This window comes from Lentzea sp. NPDC058450, assembly GCF_042721395.1.
In the GTDB taxonomy this organism is placed as follows: domain Bacteria; phylum Actinomycetota; class Actinomycetes; order Mycobacteriales; family Pseudonocardiaceae; genus Lentzea.
Map to the genome: position 1 here is coordinate 85,620 of NZ_JBHXLO010000007.1, position 21,479 is coordinate 107,098.

Here is a 21,479-nt window from a genome sequence, read left to right on the forward strand (position 1 = left end):
CTTCCTACCCGGCCCGTGCGCGCCCGCACCACCCGGGACGGTGTGTTCGCCGACCGTTCTGGTTCAGGAAACGCGCAGGTCAACGACTCTTACTCACTCACCTGACGCCCGGAGGGGTGCACCGGGCACGTCGTGCGCGCCGGGCAGCGGTCGCAGTCCGCGTTCTCCCGCGCCGTGTACTCGGGCCCGAGCACGGACTCCGCCGCGCCCTGCACGACCTCGAGCCACGCCTGCACACCCTGCTCGTCGAGCGGGGCCTGGGTGCGTTCGACGGCTCCTGTCTTCTTGTCCTCCTTCGCCACGTAGAGCAGGCGCGCGCCGCCCGGCTCCGTTCCGAGTCCGATGTGGGTGAAGCCGCCCAGCGACGAGGCGAGCTGGTACACCGCGAGCTGCGGGTGTTCCTGCGACGCCTCTTTGGACACCGGGCTCTTGCCGGTCTTGAGGTCGATCACGACCGGGCGGCCGTTCTCGTCCTGTTCCAGCCGGTCGACGCGGCCCCGGACCTGGAGCCACGGCCCGCCGTCGCGCTTGGGCACCTCGACGACCATCTCCTCCTCGACGGCGACCTGGGTGAGCTGGGTGCGGCTCATGGTCAGCCAGGCGAGGAACGTGTCGAGCATCTTCTCGACGCGCAGGCGTTCGCGGCGGGAGAACCAGGGCGCACCCGCGTCCACCGCGGCCCACGCCTCGTCGAGCTTCACCCGCAGCTGCTGGGAGTCCGCGCCGCTGGCCGCCGCCTGCGCCAGAGCGTGCACCAGCGTGCCGGTGACCGAGGCCAGCTCGGCCGGGTCCTGGCCGCCGTGCCGTTCGACGACCCACCGCAGCGGGCACTTCGTGATCACCTCGATGGTCGAGGGCGTCACGCTGACCTTCTGGTCCTCGGTCCACAGTGGAGCGTCCACCGACACCTCGGCCAGGCCGTACCAGGACTCCGGGTGCGCACCCGGCACGCCCGCCTCGGCGAGCCTGGCGAGCTGGGTGGCGGCCCGTTCCCTGCGTTCAGGCGACTCGGTGTCCGAGCAGACCACCTTGCGCAGCTCGCCGACGAGCTCGCCCAGCACCAGCCCGCGTTGCGGGCGGTGCAGCTTGCGTTCGTCCTCAGCGGACGACTCGATCTCGTCGAGGAACCGCGACGGCTGCTCGTCCTCGCCCCTGACCGCGCTGACCAGCAGCTTGGACCGCGCCCGCGAGGCCGCGACCAGCAGCAACCGGCGTTCCTCCGCGAGGATCGGCGCCACCTGGGACACCGACGGTTCCAGCCCGGCCAGCACGTCCACCATGCGTTCGACACCCAGCACCGTGCCGCGCAACCGCAGATCCGGCCAGCTGCCCTCCTGAACCCCGGGCACGGCAACGACTTCCCACTCGCGCCCGGCCGCCGAGTGCGCCGTCAGCACCGACACCGCCTCGCCGGTCGGCGCCGAGGCGGCCAGCGTGTCGCCGACGATCCGTTGCGACTCCAGGTAGTCCGCGAACCCGGCCGCCCCGGACCCCGGCAACCTGTCGACGTACTTCGCCGCGGCCTCGAACAACGCCACGATCGCGTCCAGGTCCCGGTCGGCCTGCATGCCGGGCATCCCGCGCCGGGCCGACTGCGCCACCCACCGCTCCTGCAGCCCGGTAGCCGTCCACAGGTCCCACAACACGACCTCGACGGACTTGCCCGCCTCGATCGCCTTGCGCGCCAACGCAAGGAGATGCCCGATCCGCCGAGCGGGCATCGACTCGACGTCCTCCAGAGCCGCCAGCCGGTCACCCGTCTCCACGACCTCGACCAGCAACTCGCCGCTGGGCCGATCGTTCCCCGCGGCCATCTCCAGCCTGCGCAACCCGCGCCGCAACCTGCGCAGCGCCAACGGATCCGCACCACCGTAACTGGACGACAACAACATCGAAGCCGTGTCCTCGTCCAACGACCCAGGCGCCGCAGCGGCCCGGACCAACGCCAACAGCGGCCGCACGGACGGCTGCTGCGCCAACGGCAACTCGTCCGACGAAACCGACACCGGCACACCGGCCGCGAGCAACGCCCGCTGCAACACCGGCAACGACAACGTCGCCGACCGCACCACCACGGCCATCTGCGACCAGGGCACCTCGTCGGCCAGATGCGACCGCCTCAACTGGTCCGCCACCCACGCCGCCTCCTGAGCGGACGAAGCGAGCAACCGAACCTGCACCGACCCCTCACCGTCAACAGGGTCAACCACTCTCGCCGGCGAAGCCCCGGGCAACCGCGCGGCGAGCCTCGCCACCGCGTCCCGAACCTCGGGCATCATCCGATGCGACTGCTTCAACACCGCGGTCTCGCCGTCCGCGTCCCGGAGGATCTCCGGATCGGCCCCCCGGAACGTGAAGATCGCCTGGTCCGGATCCCCGGCCAGCACGAACCGAGCGGCCTGCGACCCCAACGACCGCACCAACGAGTACTGCATCGGATCCAGATGCTGCGCGTCGTCCACCAGCAAGTACCTGATCCGCCGCCGCTCAGCGAACAACAGGTCCTCGTCGTTCACGAACGCCGCATAAGCCGACGACACCAACTCGGCAGCGTCGTAAGCAGGCGCATAAGCCGTGGCGGAGTCCATCCCGGACAACAGGTTGACCGCCTCGTACTGGGCCCCGAACCGCCCGGCCGCAACCCACACGTCCCGCCCGTGCTCCTCCCCGAGCTCGATCAGATCCTCGGGCCCAAGCCCCCGCTCAGCAGCCCTGAGCAACAAATCCCGCAGCTCATGAGCAAACCCGGGCAACTCCAGCGCAGGCCGCAACCTCTCCGGCCACTGCAACGCCCCCAACTCGACGTCGCCCGCCAGCAACTCCCGAACCATCGCGTCCTGATCGGGCCCGGACAACAACCGAGGCGGCGGCTCCCCCATCAACACAGCCTGGTTCCGCAACACCGCGAACGCGTACGAGTGCACAGTCCGAACCAACGGCTCCCGAACAGCAGACAACCGCCCGGTCAACAACTGCGTGATCCGAGCCCGCAACGCCACCGAAGCCCGCCGGTTGGCCGTCAACACCAACACGTTCTCGGGATCGGCCCCACCCTCCAACACCACATGGGCAGCCAACTCGGCGAGCAACGTCGTCTTTCCAGTACCAGGCCCCCCGAGCACGCGAACAAAACCCTCCGCCGCGAAGACCCGCTGGGCAGCGGCGTCCCACCGAGGACGCGGCCGCGTCTCCGGCTTCCGGCGAACCAGATGAGGTGCAAGTGCCACCCCCCGATTCCACCACGCACCACCGACAAGATCGCCACACCCCGCCGGAGCAGCAACGATGCCGGGCCAGGCAGGGACGAGGGCGAGCCGGGGGTGGAGGGCAAGGCCGGGCAGAGGCGGGGCAGGGCAGGGCCGGGCCGGGCAGAGGCGGGGCAGGGCGGAGGCGGGGCAGGGCGGAGGCGGGGCAGGGCGGAGGCGGGGCAGGGCGGAGGCGGGGCAGGGCCGGGCGGGGCAGGGCGGAGGCGGGGCAGGGCGGAGGCGGGGCAGGGCCGGGCGGGGCAGGGCGGAGGCGGGGCAGGGCGGAGGCGGGGCAGGGCCAGGCGGGGCAAGGCGCAGCGAGGCAAGGCGCAGCGGGGCCAGGGCGGGGCGGGGCGGAGTGAGGCAAGACGGATGGGCCTTGCCGGGTACCAATGGCTTTAGGACTCGCGATGCCGAAGGCGAGCCCGTCTGAGCGCAAGCATCGCGATGGCGCAGCCGAGCGCCCGGCCAAGACCCGAGCGCAATGCCGAAGGCGAGGCGTCCTTACCTCTTGGCTCCGGTCAAGCGGTAACGGTGACGTGCGCTGCCAACGTGCCCACGCTGCAAAGAGATTGGGGCTTGACTTTGGGTGCGAGGTGCTAGCTTCGAGAGCTCGGCCGGGCGCTTTTCAGCCCGGCCTTTTCCGGCCGATCAGCACCTCGCAAGGGCCCCGAAGTCAAGCCCCAATCTCTATCGACGCGCCAGCGGCGATGACTCGACCACGCTCGTCCGCAGTTCGTCTTTGCCCCCAACCCAGCCACCACCCCAAGGCGACCCAAGGCGACCCAAACCGGCCACCGGACAAGTTTCGAAACGCTGCCACCCGATTTCGTCTACCTTCTTGACAGATCCAGGTGGTCTAGTCCACTTTTAGAACCGTTGTGAGCCCCCTCACTGCCAGCTCCGCCGCCCTGGACCGAGCAGTCTTTGGAGGACTGATGAAGCGGTTCCTAGTCGGCGCAGTCGCTGCCACCTGCGCGGCGATCATGCTGCCCACGACCGCACAGGCCGCCGTCAACCCGGTACTCGCAGCCCCCTACCTCTACCAGTGGGGCGGCCAGCCGAACCCCGCCACGGTGATGCAGCAGACGGGCATCAAGTCGTTCACCCTCGCCTTCATCCTGAGCGACGGCACCTGCAACCCGAAGTGGGACGGCACCCGCAGCCTCACCGGCTCGGACAAGACCCTCATCAACAACATCCGAGCGGCCGGCGGCGACGCGGTGCCGTCGATCGGCGGCTGGTCCGGCAACAAGCTCGGCCAGTTCTGCTCGAGCCCCGCGGCACTGGCCGGCGCCTACCAGAAGGTGATCGACGCCTACCAGCTCAAGGCGATCGACATCGACATCGAGGCCGCCGAGTTCGAGAACAACACCACGCAGGACCGCGTGCTCGGCGCCCTCAAGATCGTGAAGCAGAACAACCCGAGCGTGAAGACCGTCATCACCATGCCGACGGACCGCACCGGCCCGAACTCGTGGGGCAAGCGGCTGGTCACGCGAGCCAAGGAACTGAATGCGCCGATCGACACCTGGGCCGTCATGCCGTTCGACTGGGGCAGCGGCGGCGACATGTTCGCGTACACCAAGTCCGCGGTCGACGGGCTGAAGAACCACGTCAAGTCGACGTTCGGGCTGACCGACGACGCGGCCTACCGGCGCAGCGGCCTGTCGTCGATGAACGGCAAGACCGACACCGGCGAGACCGTCACCCCGCAGAACTTCCGCGACATCGTCACGTGGGCGAACTCGAAGCACCTGTCGCGGGTCAGCTTCTGGGCCGTGAACCGCGACCGCGGTAACTGCGGAGCCATGAGCTCCTCATGCAGCGGTATCAACCAGCAGACCTACGAATTCACCAAGGCGCTGGCGAAGTTCACTGGCTAGACACCGAGAACTCCTCCGGTGGCCGGACGTGACCCCGACCCCGTCCGGTCACCGGAGATCCAACAGGAACTCTCCGGCTTCACGGGCAACCCCGAACGCGTCTCCGGTCGCGAAGTCCGCACCGGCGTCACGCCACCACGCCGCCTGCTCCGCGTCCCCGATCCCCTCGACGGCCACCCGCACGCCGCGTTCGCGCAGCAACGGCAACAACGCCGCCACATAAGGGGATCGCGACGCCACCAGGTCGCGTGCCACTCGCACGGCGCGCACCGGCACGTCGGACGCGAGCAGGCCGAAGTCCAGCGGTCCCATGCCGAAGTCGTCGATCGCGGTCAGCACGTTCATCCGGGTCAGCACGGCGAGGTTGTCGACGGCGTCGGGCAGCGTCAGCACGCCACCGGGCACGCTGACCATCAGCATCTCCGATGGCACGCCGATCTCGTCGAGCACCTCCACGACGCGCGAGACCAGGTCCGCGTCGGACGCCTGGTGCGCGGTGAGCCGCACGGCCAGCGGCAGGTCGAACTGCCCGCGCTGCCGCCACCACGCGGCCTGACCACCGGCGACCTTCAACAGCCAGCCGCCCAGGGGCAGGATCAGGCCGGTCTGCTCGGCCAGCCCGGCGCACCGGTCGTGGTCCAGCGGGCCGGAGTCGGTGTCCCAGAACAACTCCGCCTCGACGCCCGAGACCTCACCGGTCGACAGTCGCACGATCTGCCGGTACCGCACGGTGACGTCGCCGTTCTCCCACGCGGCCGGCATCGCCACGGCCAGCGCGTCGTCGCGGCGTTCCTCGGCGTCCTGGCCCGCGTGGAACAGCTCCCACTGGCCGCGCCTGCCCTTCTTGGCGCGGCGCAACGACCTCTCCGCCGAGCGCAGCACGTCGAGCGGTTCCTGGTCGTACCCCGGCCGGTGCACGACGCCCGCGCTCATCGACGCCGACACCCCGTGGCCGTCGACGTACGTCGGCTCGGACATCAGGTCCTCGTTGATGCTCTTCATGATCGTGTCGATGCGGGGCGTGGCCGCCGTGTTCTCCAGCAGCACGCCGAACTCGTCACCGCCGAACCGCGCGATCATGACCTTCTCGCCCGCCAGCAACGCCTTCAGCCGTCCGGCCACGTGCTGGAGGTAGCGCTCGACGACGCGGCCGCCGAAGCTGTCGCGCAGCATGCCGAACGCGTCGAGGTCGAGGTGGAAGACCGTGATGCCGTGCTCGGGATCGGCCTTGCGCAGCGCGGTCTCCAGCTGCGTGGTGAAGAACTGGCGGTTCGGCAACCCGGTCAGCGGGTCGTGCAGCGACTGCCGCTTCAGCTCGCTCTGCAGCAGCTCCAGCTCGGTGCCGTCCTCGACCACCACGACGAAGTGGTTCGGCTTGCCGTCGGCGCCGCGCAGCAACGACGCCGTCACCGTCACGCGGGCGGACTCGCCGTCCTGGCGCAGCAACCGTTGCGACTGCTGGACGCGGTCGACGGCACCGGCGGCGAGGTCGGTCATCGCCTCGCGCAGCATCTCGGTGAACGCGGGCTCGATCAGGTCGAGCAACGGCGTGCCGACGAGCTCGTCCGGCGTGCGGCCGAGGATCTCGCCGATGGCCTCGTTGACGGTGATGAGCCTGCCTTCGAGGTCGGTGATCAGCACGCCGTTGGTGGACGACGTGACGACCTCGTTGAAGCGGGCCTCGCTCTCCTTGAGGTTCCAGTTCGCGTCGCGGACGGCCTTGAGCAACGACCGCTGCATGCTCTCCTGCTGCGCCAGCACGGACTCCGCGTTGGCCGCGGTGAAACCGGCGCCGAGCGCACCCATGGCGAGCGCGATCCGTTCCGCGTACTGCGACACGGGCTGGAACTCGGGCAGCGCCAGCAGGCCCTTGCCGAGCACCTCCGCGGTGCAGCGCAGACCGTGCTTGCCGAGGTGACCGAGCGTGGCCAGATCCGCGCCGGCACCCTCGATCGGGGTCGTCGCGAACGGCTCGGCGTGCAGCATCGAGCACAACGCGTCGAGCCGGAGCGCCAGCTCCTGGTCGAGGTCGTCCCGGCCCATCGGAATGGCGACGGCGCCGAGCAGCTTGTACGACCATTTCCGGGCAAGCGTCATCCGCGCCCTGGCATTGTCCTGCGGCGAGGGCGTAACACGAGTTATTCGACTCGGGTTGGACATTCGGGGCTGCCTCGCAATGGGCTCTTGAGGTACGGCAGTTTACCCACGCAGCGTCGATCCCACCTCAACCGGCAGCGTGAATCGACTTCACTCTATCGATATCTTCTATGGCTTTCGACCGACCGCCGCGAACGCGACGTTGTTCACCGCGGGGTCGTCGGAGATGTCACCGGGGCCACCAGGTCGCCATTCGGCGAATTTGACCAGACCCGGTTCCACCAGGTCGAAATCACCGAAGAAGCCCTCGATCTCGGACCGATCACGATAGGTGACGGCGTCGCCGCCGGACTTGGCCAACCGGTCCGTGACGCTCCTGGCCTCGTCGTTCACGTGGTCACCGGCCATGTGCGAGATCGCGAGGAAGCTCCCGCTGGGCAACGCCTCGCGGTACCGCTTCATCAGCCCCTGCGGGTCCGCGTCCTCCGGCACCCAGTGGATCATGAACAGCATCAGCAGCCCGATCGGCTGATCGAAGTCGAGCAGCCGGTTCGCCTCCGGGCTCGTGAGGATGCTCTCCGGGTCGCGCATGTCGGCCTGCAGCACGCCGACCTTGTCGTTGCCGGCGACGATGAGCTCGCCGTGCGCCACGGCCACCGGGTCGCGGTCGACGTACAGGACGCGGCACTCCGGAGCCTCGTCCTGCGCGACCTCGTGCACGTTGGCCACGGTCGGGATGCCCGAGCCGATGTCGAGGAACTGCCGCACGCCCTGGTCGGTCATGAACCGCACCGCGCGGCGCAGGAAGGCCCGGTTCAGCCGGGCCGCGCTCCGCGAGTTCGGCATCATCTCCTCGGCCTTGTCGCCCATCAGACGGTCGACCGCGAAGTTGTGCGCGCCCCCGAGCAGGTAGTCGTACACCCGCGCGACACTCGGCACCGAGACGTCTACGCTCTGCGGAATCCAGTTCTGCCCGTCGGACACGACGACCCCACCTCTATCGGGTTGCGGACGCACTAGCTTAGTCACGCACAAACCGGACATGGTTACGCCGCACGTGTGAACGCAAGCCACCCGATCGGGCACTGTCACTCTCAACCGAACGACTCATAGGGTGACTCGATCTCTTTCCGCCTCGCGTAGGAGCGACGATGTCCGTCCCGGTGGCACCCGGTCGGCTGCCATTTCTCGGGCACACCGTGCCGATGCTGCGGAAGAGATTCGCTTTCACCGGGAATTTACGAGGTCAGGGCGATCTCGTCGAAGTCCACCTCGGTCCCTTACGCGCTTATTTCGCCGCCAGCCCGCGGGTGACGCACCAGGTGCTGGTCACCGACGCGTCGAAGTTCCACAAGGGCCGGATGTACGACAAGTTCCGCCCGTTCGTCGGCAACGGCCTCGCGGTGTCGAGCGGAGCGTTCCACCTGCGCCAGCGCCGGATGATGCAGCCCGCGTTCCACCGCGACCGGATCGCCGGGTACGCCGAGATCATGCGCCGCGCCGCCACCGAGGTCGTGGACGGCTGGCAGCCCGGTGAGGTCAGGCAGTTCGAAGCCGACATGCAGGGGCTCGCGGTCACGATCGTCGGCGAGGCGCTGTTCTCCACCGAGATCGGCCGGAAGGCCATCGACGAGGCCCGCCGCTCGGTCTTCGTGATCATCCGCAACGGCCTCATGCGCGCGCTCTCGCCGGGGTTCGTGGAGAAGCTGCCCATCCCGGCCAACCGCGAGTTCGACGAGGCCATCGCCCGGATGCGCGCGATCGTGACCGAGGTGATCGAGAGCCGCCGCGGTGACGACACCGACCACGGCGACCTGCTGTCGACGTTGCTGATGGCGCGCGACCCCGAGACCGGCGAACCCATGACCGGCGACCAGGTCTTCGACGAGGTCATCACGCTGCTGACCGCGGGCATCGAGACGACCGCGCTCGCGCTCGCCTGGATCTTCCACGAGATCGCCGCCAACCCCGACGTCGAACGACAGGTGCTGGCGGAGCTCGAAGAAGTGTTGGGAGATCGGGAAGTCACGATCGACGACATTTCGAAACTCCCCTACCTCGGGCGGGTGGCGACCGAGGTGCTGCGGAAGTACCCGCTGTGGCTCGTGATGCGCCGCACGGCCGTGGAGGTCGAGCTCGGCGGTGCGGTCCTGCCGCCCGGCACCGAGGTCATCCTCAGCCCGCACACGATGCACCACGACCCCGTGCACTTCCCGGACCCCGAGCGCTTCGACCCGGACCGGTGGATTCCCGAGCGTGCCAAGGAGTTGCCCAAGGGCGCCTTCGTGCCGTTCGGCGGCGGCATCCACCAGTGCATCGGCAACCACTTCGCCCTGACCGAGATCGCCATCGTGGTGGCGACGGTCTGCCGGCGCTACCGGCTGGTCCCGGACCGGCCCGTGCGCACCAGGTTCACCAACGCGGCCTACCCCAACGACCTGATGATGAAGGTCGTCCCCCGCTAGCTGGAGGTTGTTCCCCCATGCGTTTCCGTCGGCTCTGTGCCGCCGTGCTGCTCGCCGCGCTCATACCGGTTCCCACGCCGGCGAGCGCCCAGACGAGCTGCGAGGACGTCTACACCCCCGTCCAGTTCGGACTCATCAGGCAGACCATGTACGGCCGTCTGTGCGTGCCTCAGGGCGCGAAGACGTTGCAGGTGCTCGTTCCCGGCGGCACGTACACCAGCGGCTACTGGGACATCCCGGTCGACGGCGACAAGCGGTCGGTCACGCGCGCGATGAACGGCGCGGGCATCGCCACGATGGCCGTGGACCGCATCGGTTCCGGCAAGTCCACCAAGCCGTTGAGCATCCTGGTCGACGTGCCGAACCAGGCCCAGGCGGTGCACCAGGTCATCGAGAAGCTGCGGCCGCGGTTCACGAAGGTGATCGTCGGCGGCCACTCCATCGGCTCGGCCATCGCGATGGCGGAGGCGGGCACGTACAAGGACGTCGACGGCGTCCTGGTCACCGGCATGACGCACCAGTGGGACTACGTCAGGGCCGTTCCCGCGCTGACGAACCTCATCCCCGCGCCGCTCGACCTGAAGCTCGGCCTGCGCGGTCTCGACGTCGGCTACCTGACGACGGTGGCCGGCAGCCGCTACCGCATGTTCCACGCGCCCGGCCCCGAGGTTGCCGCCGTGACCGCCTGGGACGAGGCGAACAAGGACGTCGTGTCCGCCGGTGAGTTCGTCACCACGGCGTTGATGTCGAACCTGGTGCTGCCGGTCAGCGCCGCGATCGACGTGCCGGTGATGACCATGCAGACCTCAGCCGACTACTTCTGCGGCACCCCGCCGCTGGGCGCCGACTGCTCGTCCGCGCCGGCACTGGTCAGGTCCGAGAAGCCCTTCTACCCCAGCGCACCGCGCCTCGACGGGTACGTCGTCAACGGGTACGGGCACGTGTTCAACTTCGACACGAAGAGCGCCGACGCCTACCACGCGGCGTTGGTCGCCTGGCAGCGGAGCATCTAGGCAAGACGCTGGGAACGTTGCAGGGCAGCGTTCCCAGCGTCGCGGTCCGGGGAGCGTTGCGAGACAACGCTCCCCCTCTCAGTCCCGCAGCGTGCGGAGGAACTCCCCCGCGTCCTTCGGTGCGCCGAAGTGCGGGCCGATCGCGAGGTCGGCGCCCGCCTCCGCCCACCAATTCGCCTGCTCGGCGGTCTCGATGCCGTCGACGCAGAGGTTCACGCCCACGTCGTGCACGGCCTGGATCAACGCCGTGGACCGCGGATCCTGCCGCCGCACCAGGTCTTTCGGCACGAGCACGGACACGATCGGCAGGTCCGTGAGCCACACCAGGTCGCGCGGCCCCAGGCCGAAGTCGTCGAGCGCGATCCGCACGCCCATGTCCGCGAGGGTGCCGAGGTTGTCCGCCGCGTCGGCCACGCCCAGCACGCCGACGGGCATGGTGAGCGTCAGCCGTTCGCCGGGCATCCCGGTCTCCTCCAGCACCTTCGCCACGCGGGACACCAGGTCCGCGTCGGTGGCCTGGTGGTGCGTGAGCCGCACGCCGAACTGCTGGTCGAGCTCGCCGCGCTGACGCCACCACTGGGCCTGGCCCGCGGCGATGCGCAGCAGCCACTCGCCCATCGGCAGGATGAGGCCGCTCTCGTCGGCGAGCGCCGCGCACCGGTCGGAGAGTTCCCAGTGCAGCAACGACTCCACGCCCGCGAGCGCGCCCGTGGCGAGGTCGCGGACGGGCTGGTAGACGACGCCGATGTCGCCCTGCTCCCACGCGCCGGGCATGACCACGGCGAGTGCCGCGTCCCGGCGTCCGGTGGAGTCCTCGTTGGTGTGGAACAACTCCCATTGACCGCGCCGGTCGCGCTTGGCCTGTCGCAGCGCCAGGTCGGCCGTGCGCAGCAGTTCGACGGGGTCGACGTCGGGTGACGGCTTGTGCACGACGCCCGCGCTGACCGACACCGCCAGGCCGTGGTCGTCCACATAGGTCGGTTCGCCGAGGTCGGCGTTGATGGTGGCCATCGTGGTCGCGATGTCCGGCGTCTGCGGGGTGTTCTCCACGAGGATGCCGAACTCGTCGCCGTCGAACCGCGCGACCATGGACTTCTCGTTCGACATCACCGCGCGCAGCCTGCGGGCGACGTGCTGGAGCAGGTGCTCGCCGACCCGTGCGCCGAGGCTGTTGCAGACCAGGCCGAACGCGTCGAGGTCGAGGTGGAAGATCGTCACGCCGAGCGCGGGGTCGGCCCGGCGCAGCGCGGTCTCCAGGTGGGTGGTGAAGAACTGCCTGTTCGGCAGGCCGGTCAGCACGTCGTGCAGCGACTGCCGGCGCAGTTCTCCTTGCAACAGAGCGAGTTCCGTGTCGTCATCGGCCATGACCAGGACGTGACTGGGCTTGCCGTCGTCGTCGCGCAGCAGGGACGCCGTGAGCGTGACCTTGGCGAATTCCCCGTCAGCGCGCACGATCTGCATCGGTTCGCGTTCGAACTCACCGAACTCGCCCAGCACCCGTTCCATCATCTCGCGGAACACGGCGATGGAGGTCGGCGCGATGAGCTCGACCAGGCGGGTGCCCGGTTCCGGCTGACGTCCGATGATCGCGCCGATGGAGTCGTTGCCCCAGGCCAGCCTGCCGTCGAGGCCGACGATCAGGACGCCGTTGGTGGACGAGGACGCGATGCCCGCGAACTTCGCCTCGCTCTGGCGCCGGTCCCGTTGCGCGTCGTGGGCGGCCTTGAGCAGCGACCGCTGCATGCTCTCCTGCTGGTCCAGGATCGCGCGGGCCCGTGCCGCGACGAAACCGCACGCCAGCGCACCGATGCCGCCGACGACGCGGACCGTGTGCTGGTCGGTCTCCCGGAACTCCTGCAACGCCAGCAAACCCTTGCCCAGCACGTCGACCGTGCGCTTGAGCCCGGGTTCGTTGACGTAGCCGAGAGCGACGAGCCGCTCGCCCACCTCCTCGAACGGAGCAGGGTCGAACGGTTCGTGGTGCAGCGCCGCGCACAATGCGTCGAGCTGAGCGCCCAGTTCGGCGTCCAGCTCATCTCTGCTCAGCGCGACTACGACGACGCTGCTGAGCAGGTAGCTCCACTTGCGCGACAAGGCTTCTCGCGCGCGGACGGCGGCGGTGTCCGTGAGTGGAGCGGCATCGGGTCTTCGGCTTGGTTTCGTCATTCCCGTTGCCCTGTATGGGTTGGAGAGTGTCCGGCAGTTTACCTACCGGCAGTCGACGCCCATTGCGCCAACCGTGTGATCCTCCGACACTACAGCGTGGTTTTAGTCCTTACGACCGACCCCAGCGTACAAGAACATGTTCATCGACGCCTCGTCCGCGAAGTCGCCAGGTCCGTCGGGGCGCCACTCGCCACAGCCGACGAGACCGGGCTCCACCAGCGAGAACCCGTCGAACAACGCGCTGACCTGCGCGTGCGTCCGCATGTGCATCTGGTCCGCTGACCTGCTCTGGTTCACGACCGCGGCGGCCTGGTCGACGCTCTCGTCGATCTGGTCCTTGGCGACGTGCGTCATCGCGACGAAGCTGCCGGCGGGCAGGGCGTCGCGGTAGTGGGCGACGAGCTTCTCGGGGCTGTCCTCGTCGGGCACCCAGTGCAGCATGAGCAGCATCAGCAGCCCGACCGGTTCGTCGAGACGCAGCAGCCGCGCGACCTCGGGACTCGACAGCACGGCCTCCGGATCGCGCATGTCGGCCTGCACGATGGCAGCGTTTTCGTTGTCAGCCAACAACAACTGGCTGTGGGCGAACGCGACGGGGTCCTTGTCGACGTAGACGACGCGGGCGTCCGGGTCCCTGGTCTGCGCGACCTCGTGCACGTTCGCGACGGTCGGGATGCCAGACCCGATGTCGAGGAACTGCCGAACCCCTTGGTCCATCAGGAAGTTCACCGCCCGGCCGAGGAACCGGCGGTTGAGTCTGGCGACGCTCGGCAGTCCGGGGACGAGCTTCTCGATCTGGGACCCGACCTGCCGGTCGGCGGCGAAGTTGTGGGCGCCGCCGAGGATGTAGTCGTAGACGCGGGCCATGCTCGGGACGGTCGTGTCGATGCCGAGCGGAACCCAGTTCTGGGTCTCTGCCACGGGGAACACCTCTTCGGTTTTCGTGGCTGTCCGGGGAAGACGCACGACTCTAGTCACCCGAGCGGCCCGCGCACTGAACCATCCGAGTGACCCTCGAACCACCCGATCAGGCACTGTCGTCTTCGCCCAAACGGCTCCTAGGGTGGTCCGTCCCCATTCGGCCCAACTCCGCAGGAGTCCGAATGCCAGTCCCGGTGGCTCCCCACCGCTGGCCGTTGCTCGGACACACCCCGGCGATGCTCGCCCGGCGCGCCAAGTTCACCGACGCGCTGCACGAACACGGTGACGTGGTGCGTCTCGACCTCGGCCCATTACACGCGCACTTCGTGACCAGCCCGGCGCTGACCCACGAAGTGCTTGTGTCGCAAGGATCGAAGTTTCGAAAAGGCGCCATGTTCGACAAGTTCCAGCCGTACCTCGGTTCCGGGCTGCTGCTGTCGAACGGCGAACACCACCTGCGCCAGCGCCGGATGATGCAACCGGCGTTCCATCGCGAACGGATTGAAGCGTATGCCTCGACAATGGCTCGTGCTGCTGCTGCGCTGGCTGCGCGGTGGGAACCAGGAGAGATCCGCGTCATCGAGAACGACATGCAGGAGCTGGCGGTCACCGTCGTCGGCGAGACCCTCTTCTCCGCGGAGATCGGCCGCCACGCCGTCGAGGAGGTCCGCCGGTCCGTCTTCACGATCATCCAACAGGGCATGATCAGGGCGCTGACCCCGACGTTCGTCGAGAAGCTCCCCCTGCCGGGCAACCGCGAGTTCGACGCGGCCATCGCCCGGATGAAGTCCGTTGTCCTGCAGGTGATCGAGAGCTGGCGAGCCGACGCCACCGACCACGGCGACGTCCTCTCGATGATCCTCCTGGCCGAGGACGACGGCGCCCGCATGACCGACACCCAGGCCTACGACGAGGTCCTGACGCTCCTGACCGCGGGCATCGAGACCACCGCCATCGCCCTGGCCTGGGCGCTCTACGAGGTGGCGATCAACCAGGACGTGGAACGCCGCCTGCACGCCGAACTCGACGAGGTGTTAGGCGGCCGCCCACCCACCTACGCGGACCTGAAGTCGTTGCCCTACACCACGTCGATCGTCCAGGAAACGCTGCGCAAGTACCCGATCTGGTTCGTCATGCGCCGCACCCTGACCGACGTGCAGCTCGGCGACGCGACCCTCCCACCGGGCGCCGAGGTGATCATCAGCCCGCACGCCCTGCACCACGACGAGCGCACGTTCCCGAACCCGGCGCTCTTCAACCCGGACCGCTGGACCCCTGCCTTCACCTCGTCGCTCCCGAGAGGCGCCTACGTCCCGTTCGGCGGCGGCACCCGCCAGTGCCTGGGCAACACCTTCGCCCAGACCGAACTCATCATCACCCTGGCCACCATCGCCACGAGATGGCGCCTGATCCCCACCCGCCAGGCAAGGGTCAAGTTCACCTCGGCCCCGTACCCCACCGGCCTTCTGATGAAGGCCGTCCCCCGCTAGGAGAGGTCCCCCATGCGTTTCCGCCGGCTCTGCGCCACCGCGCTGCTCGCCACCGGAACCCTGTTAGCCCCGGCCGCGGCAACGGCCGCCACCACGTGCCAGGAAGTCACCTACCCGGTCCGCGTGGGCCTGACCCCGTTGATCACCACGCAGGAGACCGTCGCGGGCACCCTCTGCACCCCACCGGGCGCCACCACGGTCCAGGTCCTGATCCCCGGCGGCACCTACGACCGCACCTACTGGAACGTGGGCTTCGAACCGCAGACCCACTCCTACACCCGGTCCCAGAACAACGCGGGCTTCGCCACCCTCGCCCTGGACCGCCTCGGCACCGGCAAGAGCTCGAAGCCCCTGAGCGCCCTGGTCACCGCCTCCACCCAGGCGAGCGCGGCCCACCAGGTGATCGAAAAGCTGCGCCCGCGCTTCACCAAGGTCATCATCGCGGGCCACTCCATCGGCTCGGCGATGGCGATGATCGAGGCAGGCACCCACCAGGACGTGGACGGCGTCCTCGTCACCGGCTTCACGCACAAGATGAACTACATAACGGTGGTCCCGGTCCTCGCCAACATGATCCCGGCAGGCCTGGACGCCGGCTACCTCACCACAGCCCCGAACACCCGCTACAACGCGTTCCACAAACCGGGCCCGCTCATCCCAGGCTCGATCGACTACGACGAGTCCACCAAAACCGTCTTCGCGGCAACAGAAGCCGTGGACACCATCCTCCTCAACACGGTGATCATCCCGATCAGCCGCCAGATCCGAGTCCCGGTCCTCCTCGTCGTCGGCAACGACACCCACTTCTGCAGCGCGGGCGTCCCGTTGATGGGCAGCGACTGCTCAAGCCCAGCAGCCCTCAAAACAGACGAGGCCCCGTTCTTCCCCGCCGCCCCACGCCTGGACACCTACGTCCTCAACGGCTACGGCCACTCGATCAACTACGCCCCGAACGCCCCGGACTACCACCAGGCAGTGGCCACCTGGGCAAAAACCATCTAGCTAGACTCGGCACATGGACGAAGAGATCCACGAGCGAGTCCGCGAGTTCATCCTGGCGATCCCGCGCGGACGAGTAGCCACCTACGGCGACATCGCGGATCTGGCCAAGGCCCCGACCCCTCGCATCGTCGGCCGCATCCTGAACGAGGACGGCCACGACCTCCCGTGGCAACGAGTCCTCAAGGCCGACGGCACCTGCGCCCCGCACCTCCGCGACACCCAACTGCAGCTGCTGCACGAGGAGGGCGTCCCGAACCTGGGCGGCAAGGTCAACCTGCGCGAGTACCGCTGGGAGAAGGCCCGCAAGGAAGAGGTCGAGCCCCCAGGCCTCTGGTAGAGCAACAGCAGTCGCCAACGCAAGGCGACCACCGTCGCAAGCCAGGCGCGCGCTCCCAACCGGACAGCCGTCGACGCAGGCCGCCCACCTACGAAACCCGGCACGCGAAGCCGAAGGCGAGCCCGAACGGGCCAATGCCTGCCACAGAGCCGGTTCCACCGCTCAAGGCGATTGGGGCTTGACTTTGGGTGCGAGGTGCTAGCTTCTCGAGCTCGGCCGGGCGCTTTTCAGCCCGGCCTTTCCCGGCCGACCAGCACCTCGCAAGGGCCCCGAAGTCAAGCCCCAATCGCACACCCCAGGTCTTTCGTCGAGACCCGCGCAACCAACTCTCGCAAGGTCAGACGAACTGCGGAACGCAACCAACCCCGCTGGAACGCAACGCCGAGTAATACCGGTCAACCAACGCGGCAACAACCAACGGATGGGCCCCCACAGGCGCGGCAACCACATCCGCCCCACACCGCCCCAGCGTCGACTGGAACACCCCAGGCGCCAGCAACCAAGAGGCAACAACCACCCGCCTCCCCCGCACCCCAGCCACCACATCGGCAATCCGAGGCGAAGCCGTAGCCACATACCCGACAGCACAAGCCCCCACCATCGAGGCAGCAACCCGCACGGTCTCCAAAGCCGAAGCATCCGAAGACCCAGCGGCCCCCAGCACCACAGCATCCCCGGCCCGAACCCCGGCCTCCACCAACCGCTCCCGAACCGCAGGCACCGCATCCAGCCCCAACGGCGGAGTCACCACAACCCCGGGCACCCCGGCGACCTGAGCCGGAATGTCGACCCGAACGTGATACCCGGCCGCCAGAAACACCGGTACCACAACACAAGCCGAGTCCACAACAGACCGAACCGAAGGCTCAAGCACGTCCGCGTAAGCAACCACCACAGGCACGTCCACAACAGCCCGAACCCCGGCCGCGATCAAATCGCACACCGCCAACCCGCGCGGATCCCGAGTCCCGTGAAACGCCAGCACCAGCTTCATACGGGCTCCATCGCAAGCCGATACCCACGCTTGACCACAGTGCACACCATCTGCGGCGCCCCCAAAGCAGTCCGCAACCGCCCAACGGCAGTCTCCACCGCGTGCTCCTCCCCACCGGAAGGCAACGCGGCCAACAGTTCCTGCCGGGAAACCACCCTCCCGCGCGCAGCCACAAGAGTCCGCAACACGGCCATGGGCGCAGGCGCGACAGGCCTCAGCTCACCGTCGACCACCACGGCCTGGGCCCGCATCTCCATGTCCCGGGAAGCAATCCGCAACCGCAACGCCCGGGAAGGCAGCTCCACGGCCAACTCCCGGACCATCGACCCGATCCGCGACCGAGCAGGCTGCACCACCGGAATCCCCGCCGCCACCAAGGGCCCAGCGGTGATCGCTCCAACCCCGACCACCAGCACGTCCCGCCGCAACCGCGCCACCAACGCCGCCAAATCGGGCGCAGACCGCAACACCGAGGCAGCCGCAGGCGCCGAGGTGAACGTCAGGGCATCCACCGACCCGGCCACCACGGCATCGATCAACCGCAGCAACGGCCCGGTGTCGGCCGGCGGCTCCCACCGGTACACGGGAATCTCCACGACATCCGCCCCGGCAGCGACCAAAGACCCGACGAAGTCCGGCAACGGCTCCCCGTGCAACTGAACGGCAACCCGCTTCCCGGCAACCCCAAGTCGCAACAGGTACTGCAGCAACTCGGCGTTCGACTCGGACGTCGGCGACCAGGTCTCGACAAGACCGGCCGCACGGACCGCCCCCTTGGCCTTGGGCCCGCGCGGCAACACCACGGCCCCGGACAACGCCCGGTGCAGCCGAGCCGCGAGCCCCCACCCTTCAGCGGCCTCGAACCAGCCACGAAACCCAATGGCCGTAGTGGCCACCACGACATCTACCGGCGACGACACCAACTCAAGAGTCGCCGCGTGCAAAGTCGCGTCGTCCGGCAACGGCACGATCCGCAGGGCAGCACCGTGCACGACCGAGGCTCCCTTGCGTTCCAGCAACGCGATCAGCTCGTCGGCGCGGCGCGCCGCGGTGACGCCGATCGTGAACCCCGCCAACGGCAGCGGCGCCGTCACGTCAGCTCCACGACGCCGTCACGCACGCGCACCCCGTGCACGGCGACGGAAACCGAAGGCGAGTCCAGGCACTCACCGGTGGCCAGCGAGAAGGCCTGCTTGTAGACCGGTGACACCACGACGGGCACCCCGCCGCGATCACCGACGATGCCGCGGGACAGCACGGCCGCGCCGCTGAAGGGATCGATGTTGGACAGGGCGTGCACCTCGCCGTCCGCGGTCAGGAACACCGCCACCTGCGATCCGTCCGGCAGCAGGGCCGCCACCCCCTGCTCTGGCCGCAGAGCCTCAACGCCACAGACGATCATCTGACGACCTCCGGAATCCCCAGGGACACGGGAACGCGCTGCCCCCGCTCGGCACGGAACGAGATGGTGGGGTCGGGCACCCCGGGGGCGTTCACGAACGACGTGAAGCGGGCCAGCTTCTCCGGGTCCTCCAGCACGCCACGCCACTCGTCGGCGTAGTCGTCGACGTGCGTGGCCATCGCGGCCTCCAGCTCGGCGCAGATCCCGAGCTTGTCGTCGACGACGACCTCGCGCAGGTGGTCCAGCCCGCCGTCGAGGCCCTCCAGCCACACGGAGGTGCGCTGCAGCCGGTCGGCCGTGCGGATGTAGAACATCAGGAACCGGTCGATCACCTGAATCAGCGTGGCGGTGTCCACATCGGACACCAGCAGGTCCGCGTGCCGGGGCGTGAACCCTCCGTTGCCGGCCACGTAGAGGTTCCAGCCGTTCTCGGTGGCGATGATGCCGAAGTCCTTCGACCGCGCCTCCGCGCACTCGCGCGCACAGCCGGACACCGCGGACTTGAGCTTGTGCGGCGACCGCAGCCCGCGGTACCGCAGCTCCAGCTCGATCGCGAGCCCCACGGAGTCCTGCACCCCGTACCTGCACCAGGTCGTGCCGACACAGGACTTCACGGTCCGCAACGACTTGCCGTAGGCGTGGCCGGACTCGAAGCCGGCGTCCACCAACCGGCGCCAGATCAACGGCAGCTGGTCCACGGTCGCACCGAACAGGTCGATCCGCTGCCCGCCCGTGATCTTCGTGTACAGCCCGAAGTCCCGGGCCACCTCACCGATGACGATCAGCTTCTCCGGCGTGATCTCGCCGCCGGGAATCCGCGGCACCACGGAGTAGGTCCCGTTGCGCTGCATGTTCGCCAGGAACCGGTCGTTGGTGTCCTGCAGCGAGACCTGCTCGGCGCCGAGGATGTGCCCGTTGCCCAGAGACGCCAGGATCGACGCCACCGCGGGCTTGCAGATGTCACACCCGCGCCCGCTGCCGTGCCGCGACACCAGCTCCGAGAACGTGGTGACCCGAGTGGCCCGGACGATCTCGAACAACTCCGCGCGGGAGTGCGTGAAGTGCTCGCACAACGCCTTGGACTGCTCGACCCCGCACTCGGTCAGCAGCTTCTTGAGCATCGGCACGCACGAGCCACACCCGGTACCGGCCTTGGTGCAGGCCTTCAGCTCGGCAACATCAGAGGCCACGCCGGACACGATCGCGTCCGTGATCGTCTGCTTCGTCACCGCCAGACACGAGCAGACCTGCGCGTCAGCAGGCATCTCGACGTCGACGGCGCCACCAGGCTGCAACAGGGCGGCCGGAACTTCCTTGCCCACCAACGGCCGCAGCGACAGGTAGGAAGAGGCGTCACCGACCAGCACGCCACCCAGCAACGTCCGGGCGTCATCGGACACGACGAGCTTGCTGTACGTCCCGGCGACCGCGTTGTTGACCACGACCTCCAACGCGCCCTCGGTGGCCGCGTGCGCGTCGCCGAACGACGCCACGTCCACCCCGAGCAGCTTCAGCTTCGTGGAGACGTCCGCACCGGGGAACACCCGCGCACCACCGGAAAGCTGGTCGGCGACCACCTCCGCCATCGAGTAGCCGGGCGCCACGAGTCCGTAGGTCACACCCTCGACGGCAGCGCACTCGCCGATGGCGAACACCGCGGGATCAGCGGTGCGGCAGGCCGCGTCCACCAGGTACCCGCCGCGGGGCCCGAGCTCCAAGCCCAGGTCCAGGTCGGTGCGCGGCCGGATGCCGGCGCTGAACACCACGACGTCGAGGTCCAGCTCCAGCCCGGAGGCCAGCCGGGCGATCAACCGCGACCCGTCCCGTTCGATCGAGGAGGCGGAGGTGCCGGTGTGCACGGTCAGGTCGAGCTTCTCGACCAGGCGCTTCAGCAGCGAGGCACCGCCGTCGTCGACCTGGATCGGCATCAGCCGCGGCGCCAGTTCCACGACGTGCGGCGACACTCCCATGCCCCGCAACGCGTTGGCCGCCTCCAGGCCGAGCAACCCACCACCGAGCACCATCCCGGACTTCCGGCCCGGCCGGGAGGCGGCCTCGACGGTCGCCCGGATGTCGTCCAGGTCGTCGATGGTCCGGTAGACGTGGCAACCGGGCAGGTCCCGGCCCGGCACCGGCGGCACGAACGGCGCGGACCCCGTGGCCAGCACCAGGGCGTCGTAGGAGACCTCGACACCGGACGCCCCGACGACCACGCGCCGTTCCCGGTCCACCGACACGACCTTCTCGCCGAGCCGCAGCTCGCACCCGCTCAGCGCGGGCAACTCCAGCGCGTCCGAGGTCCAGGTGTCCACATAGGACGACAGCGCCACCCGGTCGTAGGCGGGGCGCGACTCCTCGCCGAACACGACGATCCGCCACGCGGAGTCGCGCAGGAGGTCGACGAGCCGGTGGCCCACCATGCCGTGGCCGATCACGACCAGCGTTCGAGTCATCGGAGTCC

General features: G+C 68.8%; 15 protein-coding genes. 6 read left to right on the forward strand and 9 right to left on the reverse strand.

Features of this window, described 5'->3' with window-relative positions; translation table 11 throughout:
* Positions 1 to 89 precede the first annotated feature (89 nt).
* The gene (locus tag ACFWNN_RS13595) at positions 90 to 3,227 is read right to left on the reverse strand and encodes an ATP-dependent helicase (protein WP_382440201.1); all 3,138 of its coding nucleotides are present in this window, start codon (positions 3,225 to 3,227) and stop codon (positions 90 to 92) included.
* Positions 3,228 to 4,183: 956 nt separating this feature from the next.
* On the opposite strand from ACFWNN_RS13595, the gene ACFWNN_RS13600 reads away from it, so the two are divergent.
* The gene (locus ACFWNN_RS13600; protein WP_382440202.1) at positions 4,184 to 5,131 is read left to right on the forward strand and encodes a chitinase; all 948 of its coding nucleotides are present in this window, start codon (positions 4,184 to 4,186) and stop codon (positions 5,129 to 5,131) included.
* A gap of 48 nt (positions 5,132 to 5,179) precedes the next feature.
* Here ACFWNN_RS13600 and ACFWNN_RS13605 read toward each other — a convergent pair whose 3' ends face one another.
* Positions 5,180 to 7,228: a putative bifunctional diguanylate cyclase/phosphodiesterase gene (locus ACFWNN_RS13605; protein ID WP_382440203.1), complete on the reverse strand. Its 2,049-nt coding sequence runs from the start codon at positions 7,226 to 7,228 to the stop codon at positions 5,180 to 5,182.
* 168 nt (positions 7,229 to 7,396) lie between these two features.
* Positions 7,397 to 8,212, reverse strand: coding sequence for an SAM-dependent methyltransferase (locus ACFWNN_RS13610; protein ID WP_382440204.1), 816 nt, complete (start codon positions 8,210 to 8,212; stop codon positions 7,397 to 7,399).
* Positions 8,213 to 8,379: 167 nt separating this feature from the next.
* Here ACFWNN_RS13610 and ACFWNN_RS13615 point away from each other — a divergent pair, with 167 nt between their 5' ends.
* Positions 8,380 to 9,693 carry a cytochrome P450 gene (locus tag ACFWNN_RS13615; RefSeq protein WP_382440205.1) on the forward strand — a complete coding sequence of 438 codons (1,314 nt, stop codon included), beginning with the start codon at positions 8,380 to 8,382 and terminating at the stop codon, positions 9,691 to 9,693.
* 17 nt (positions 9,694 to 9,710) lie between these two features.
* The gene (locus ACFWNN_RS13620) at positions 9,711 to 10,706 is read left to right on the forward strand and encodes an alpha/beta hydrolase (protein WP_382440206.1); all 996 of its coding nucleotides are present in this window, start codon (positions 9,711 to 9,713) and stop codon (positions 10,704 to 10,706) included.
* A gap of 78 nt (positions 10,707 to 10,784) precedes the next feature.
* Here ACFWNN_RS13620 and ACFWNN_RS13625 read toward each other — a convergent pair whose 3' ends face one another.
* Complete coding sequence (locus tag ACFWNN_RS13625) at positions 10,785 to 12,800, reverse strand: putative bifunctional diguanylate cyclase/phosphodiesterase (protein WP_382440207.1); 2,016 nt, start codon at positions 12,798 to 12,800, stop codon at positions 10,785 to 10,787.
* Positions 12,801 to 12,974: 174 nt separating this feature from the next.
* Entirely contained in the window at positions 12,975 to 13,793 is an 819-nt protein-coding gene (locus ACFWNN_RS13630) for an SAM-dependent methyltransferase (protein ID WP_382440208.1), read from the reverse strand.
* A gap of 182 nt (positions 13,794 to 13,975) precedes the next feature.
* Here ACFWNN_RS13630 and ACFWNN_RS13635 point away from each other — a divergent pair, with 182 nt between their 5' ends.
* From ACFWNN_RS13635 to ACFWNN_RS13645, 3 genes are read left to right on the forward strand one after another with little or no spacing between them, the layout of a single operon-like run.
* Positions 13,976 to 15,283 (forward strand): cytochrome P450, encoded by a 1,308-nt coding sequence (locus ACFWNN_RS13635; protein WP_382440209.1) that lies wholly within the window; start codon positions 13,976 to 13,978, stop codon positions 15,281 to 15,283.
* A 12-nt stretch (positions 15,284 to 15,295) separates the two neighbouring features.
* Positions 15,296 to 16,285, forward strand: coding sequence for an alpha/beta hydrolase (locus ACFWNN_RS13640; protein ID WP_382440210.1), 990 nt, complete (start codon positions 15,296 to 15,298; stop codon positions 16,283 to 16,285).
* A 13-nt stretch (positions 16,286 to 16,298) separates the two neighbouring features.
* Positions 16,299 to 16,622: an MGMT family protein gene (locus tag ACFWNN_RS13645; protein ID WP_382440211.1), complete on the forward strand. Its 324-nt coding sequence runs from the start codon at positions 16,299 to 16,301 to the stop codon at positions 16,620 to 16,622.
* 337 nt (positions 16,623 to 16,959) lie between these two features.
* Here the strand turns inward: ACFWNN_RS13645 and ACFWNN_RS13650 are convergent, their stop codons facing one another.
* From ACFWNN_RS13650 to nirB, 4 genes are read right to left on the reverse strand one after another with little or no spacing between them, the layout of a single operon-like run.
* Positions 16,960 to 17,616: a sirohydrochlorin chelatase gene (locus ACFWNN_RS13650; protein ID WP_382440212.1), complete on the reverse strand. Its 657-nt coding sequence runs from the start codon at positions 17,614 to 17,616 to the stop codon at positions 16,960 to 16,962.
* The gene (locus tag ACFWNN_RS13655; RefSeq protein WP_382440213.1) at positions 17,613 to 18,710 is read right to left on the reverse strand and encodes a uroporphyrinogen-III synthase; all 1,098 of its coding nucleotides are present in this window, start codon (positions 18,708 to 18,710) and stop codon (positions 17,613 to 17,615) included. The genes ACFWNN_RS13650 and ACFWNN_RS13655 overlap by 4 nt, the downstream gene beginning before the upstream one ends.
* The gene (gene nirD / locus ACFWNN_RS13660) at positions 18,707 to 19,018 is read right to left on the reverse strand and encodes a nitrite reductase small subunit NirD (RefSeq protein ID WP_382440214.1); all 312 of its coding nucleotides are present in this window, start codon (positions 19,016 to 19,018) and stop codon (positions 18,707 to 18,709) included. Before nirD ends, ACFWNN_RS13655 begins: the two co-directional genes overlap by 4 nt.
* Positions 19,015 to 21,471 carry a nitrite reductase large subunit NirB gene (gene nirB, locus ACFWNN_RS13665; protein WP_382440215.1) on the reverse strand — a complete coding sequence of 819 codons (2,457 nt, stop codon included), beginning with the start codon at positions 21,469 to 21,471 and terminating at the stop codon, positions 19,015 to 19,017. The genes nirD and nirB overlap by 4 nt, the downstream gene beginning before the upstream one ends.
* Positions 21,472 to 21,479 lie beyond the last annotated feature (8 nt).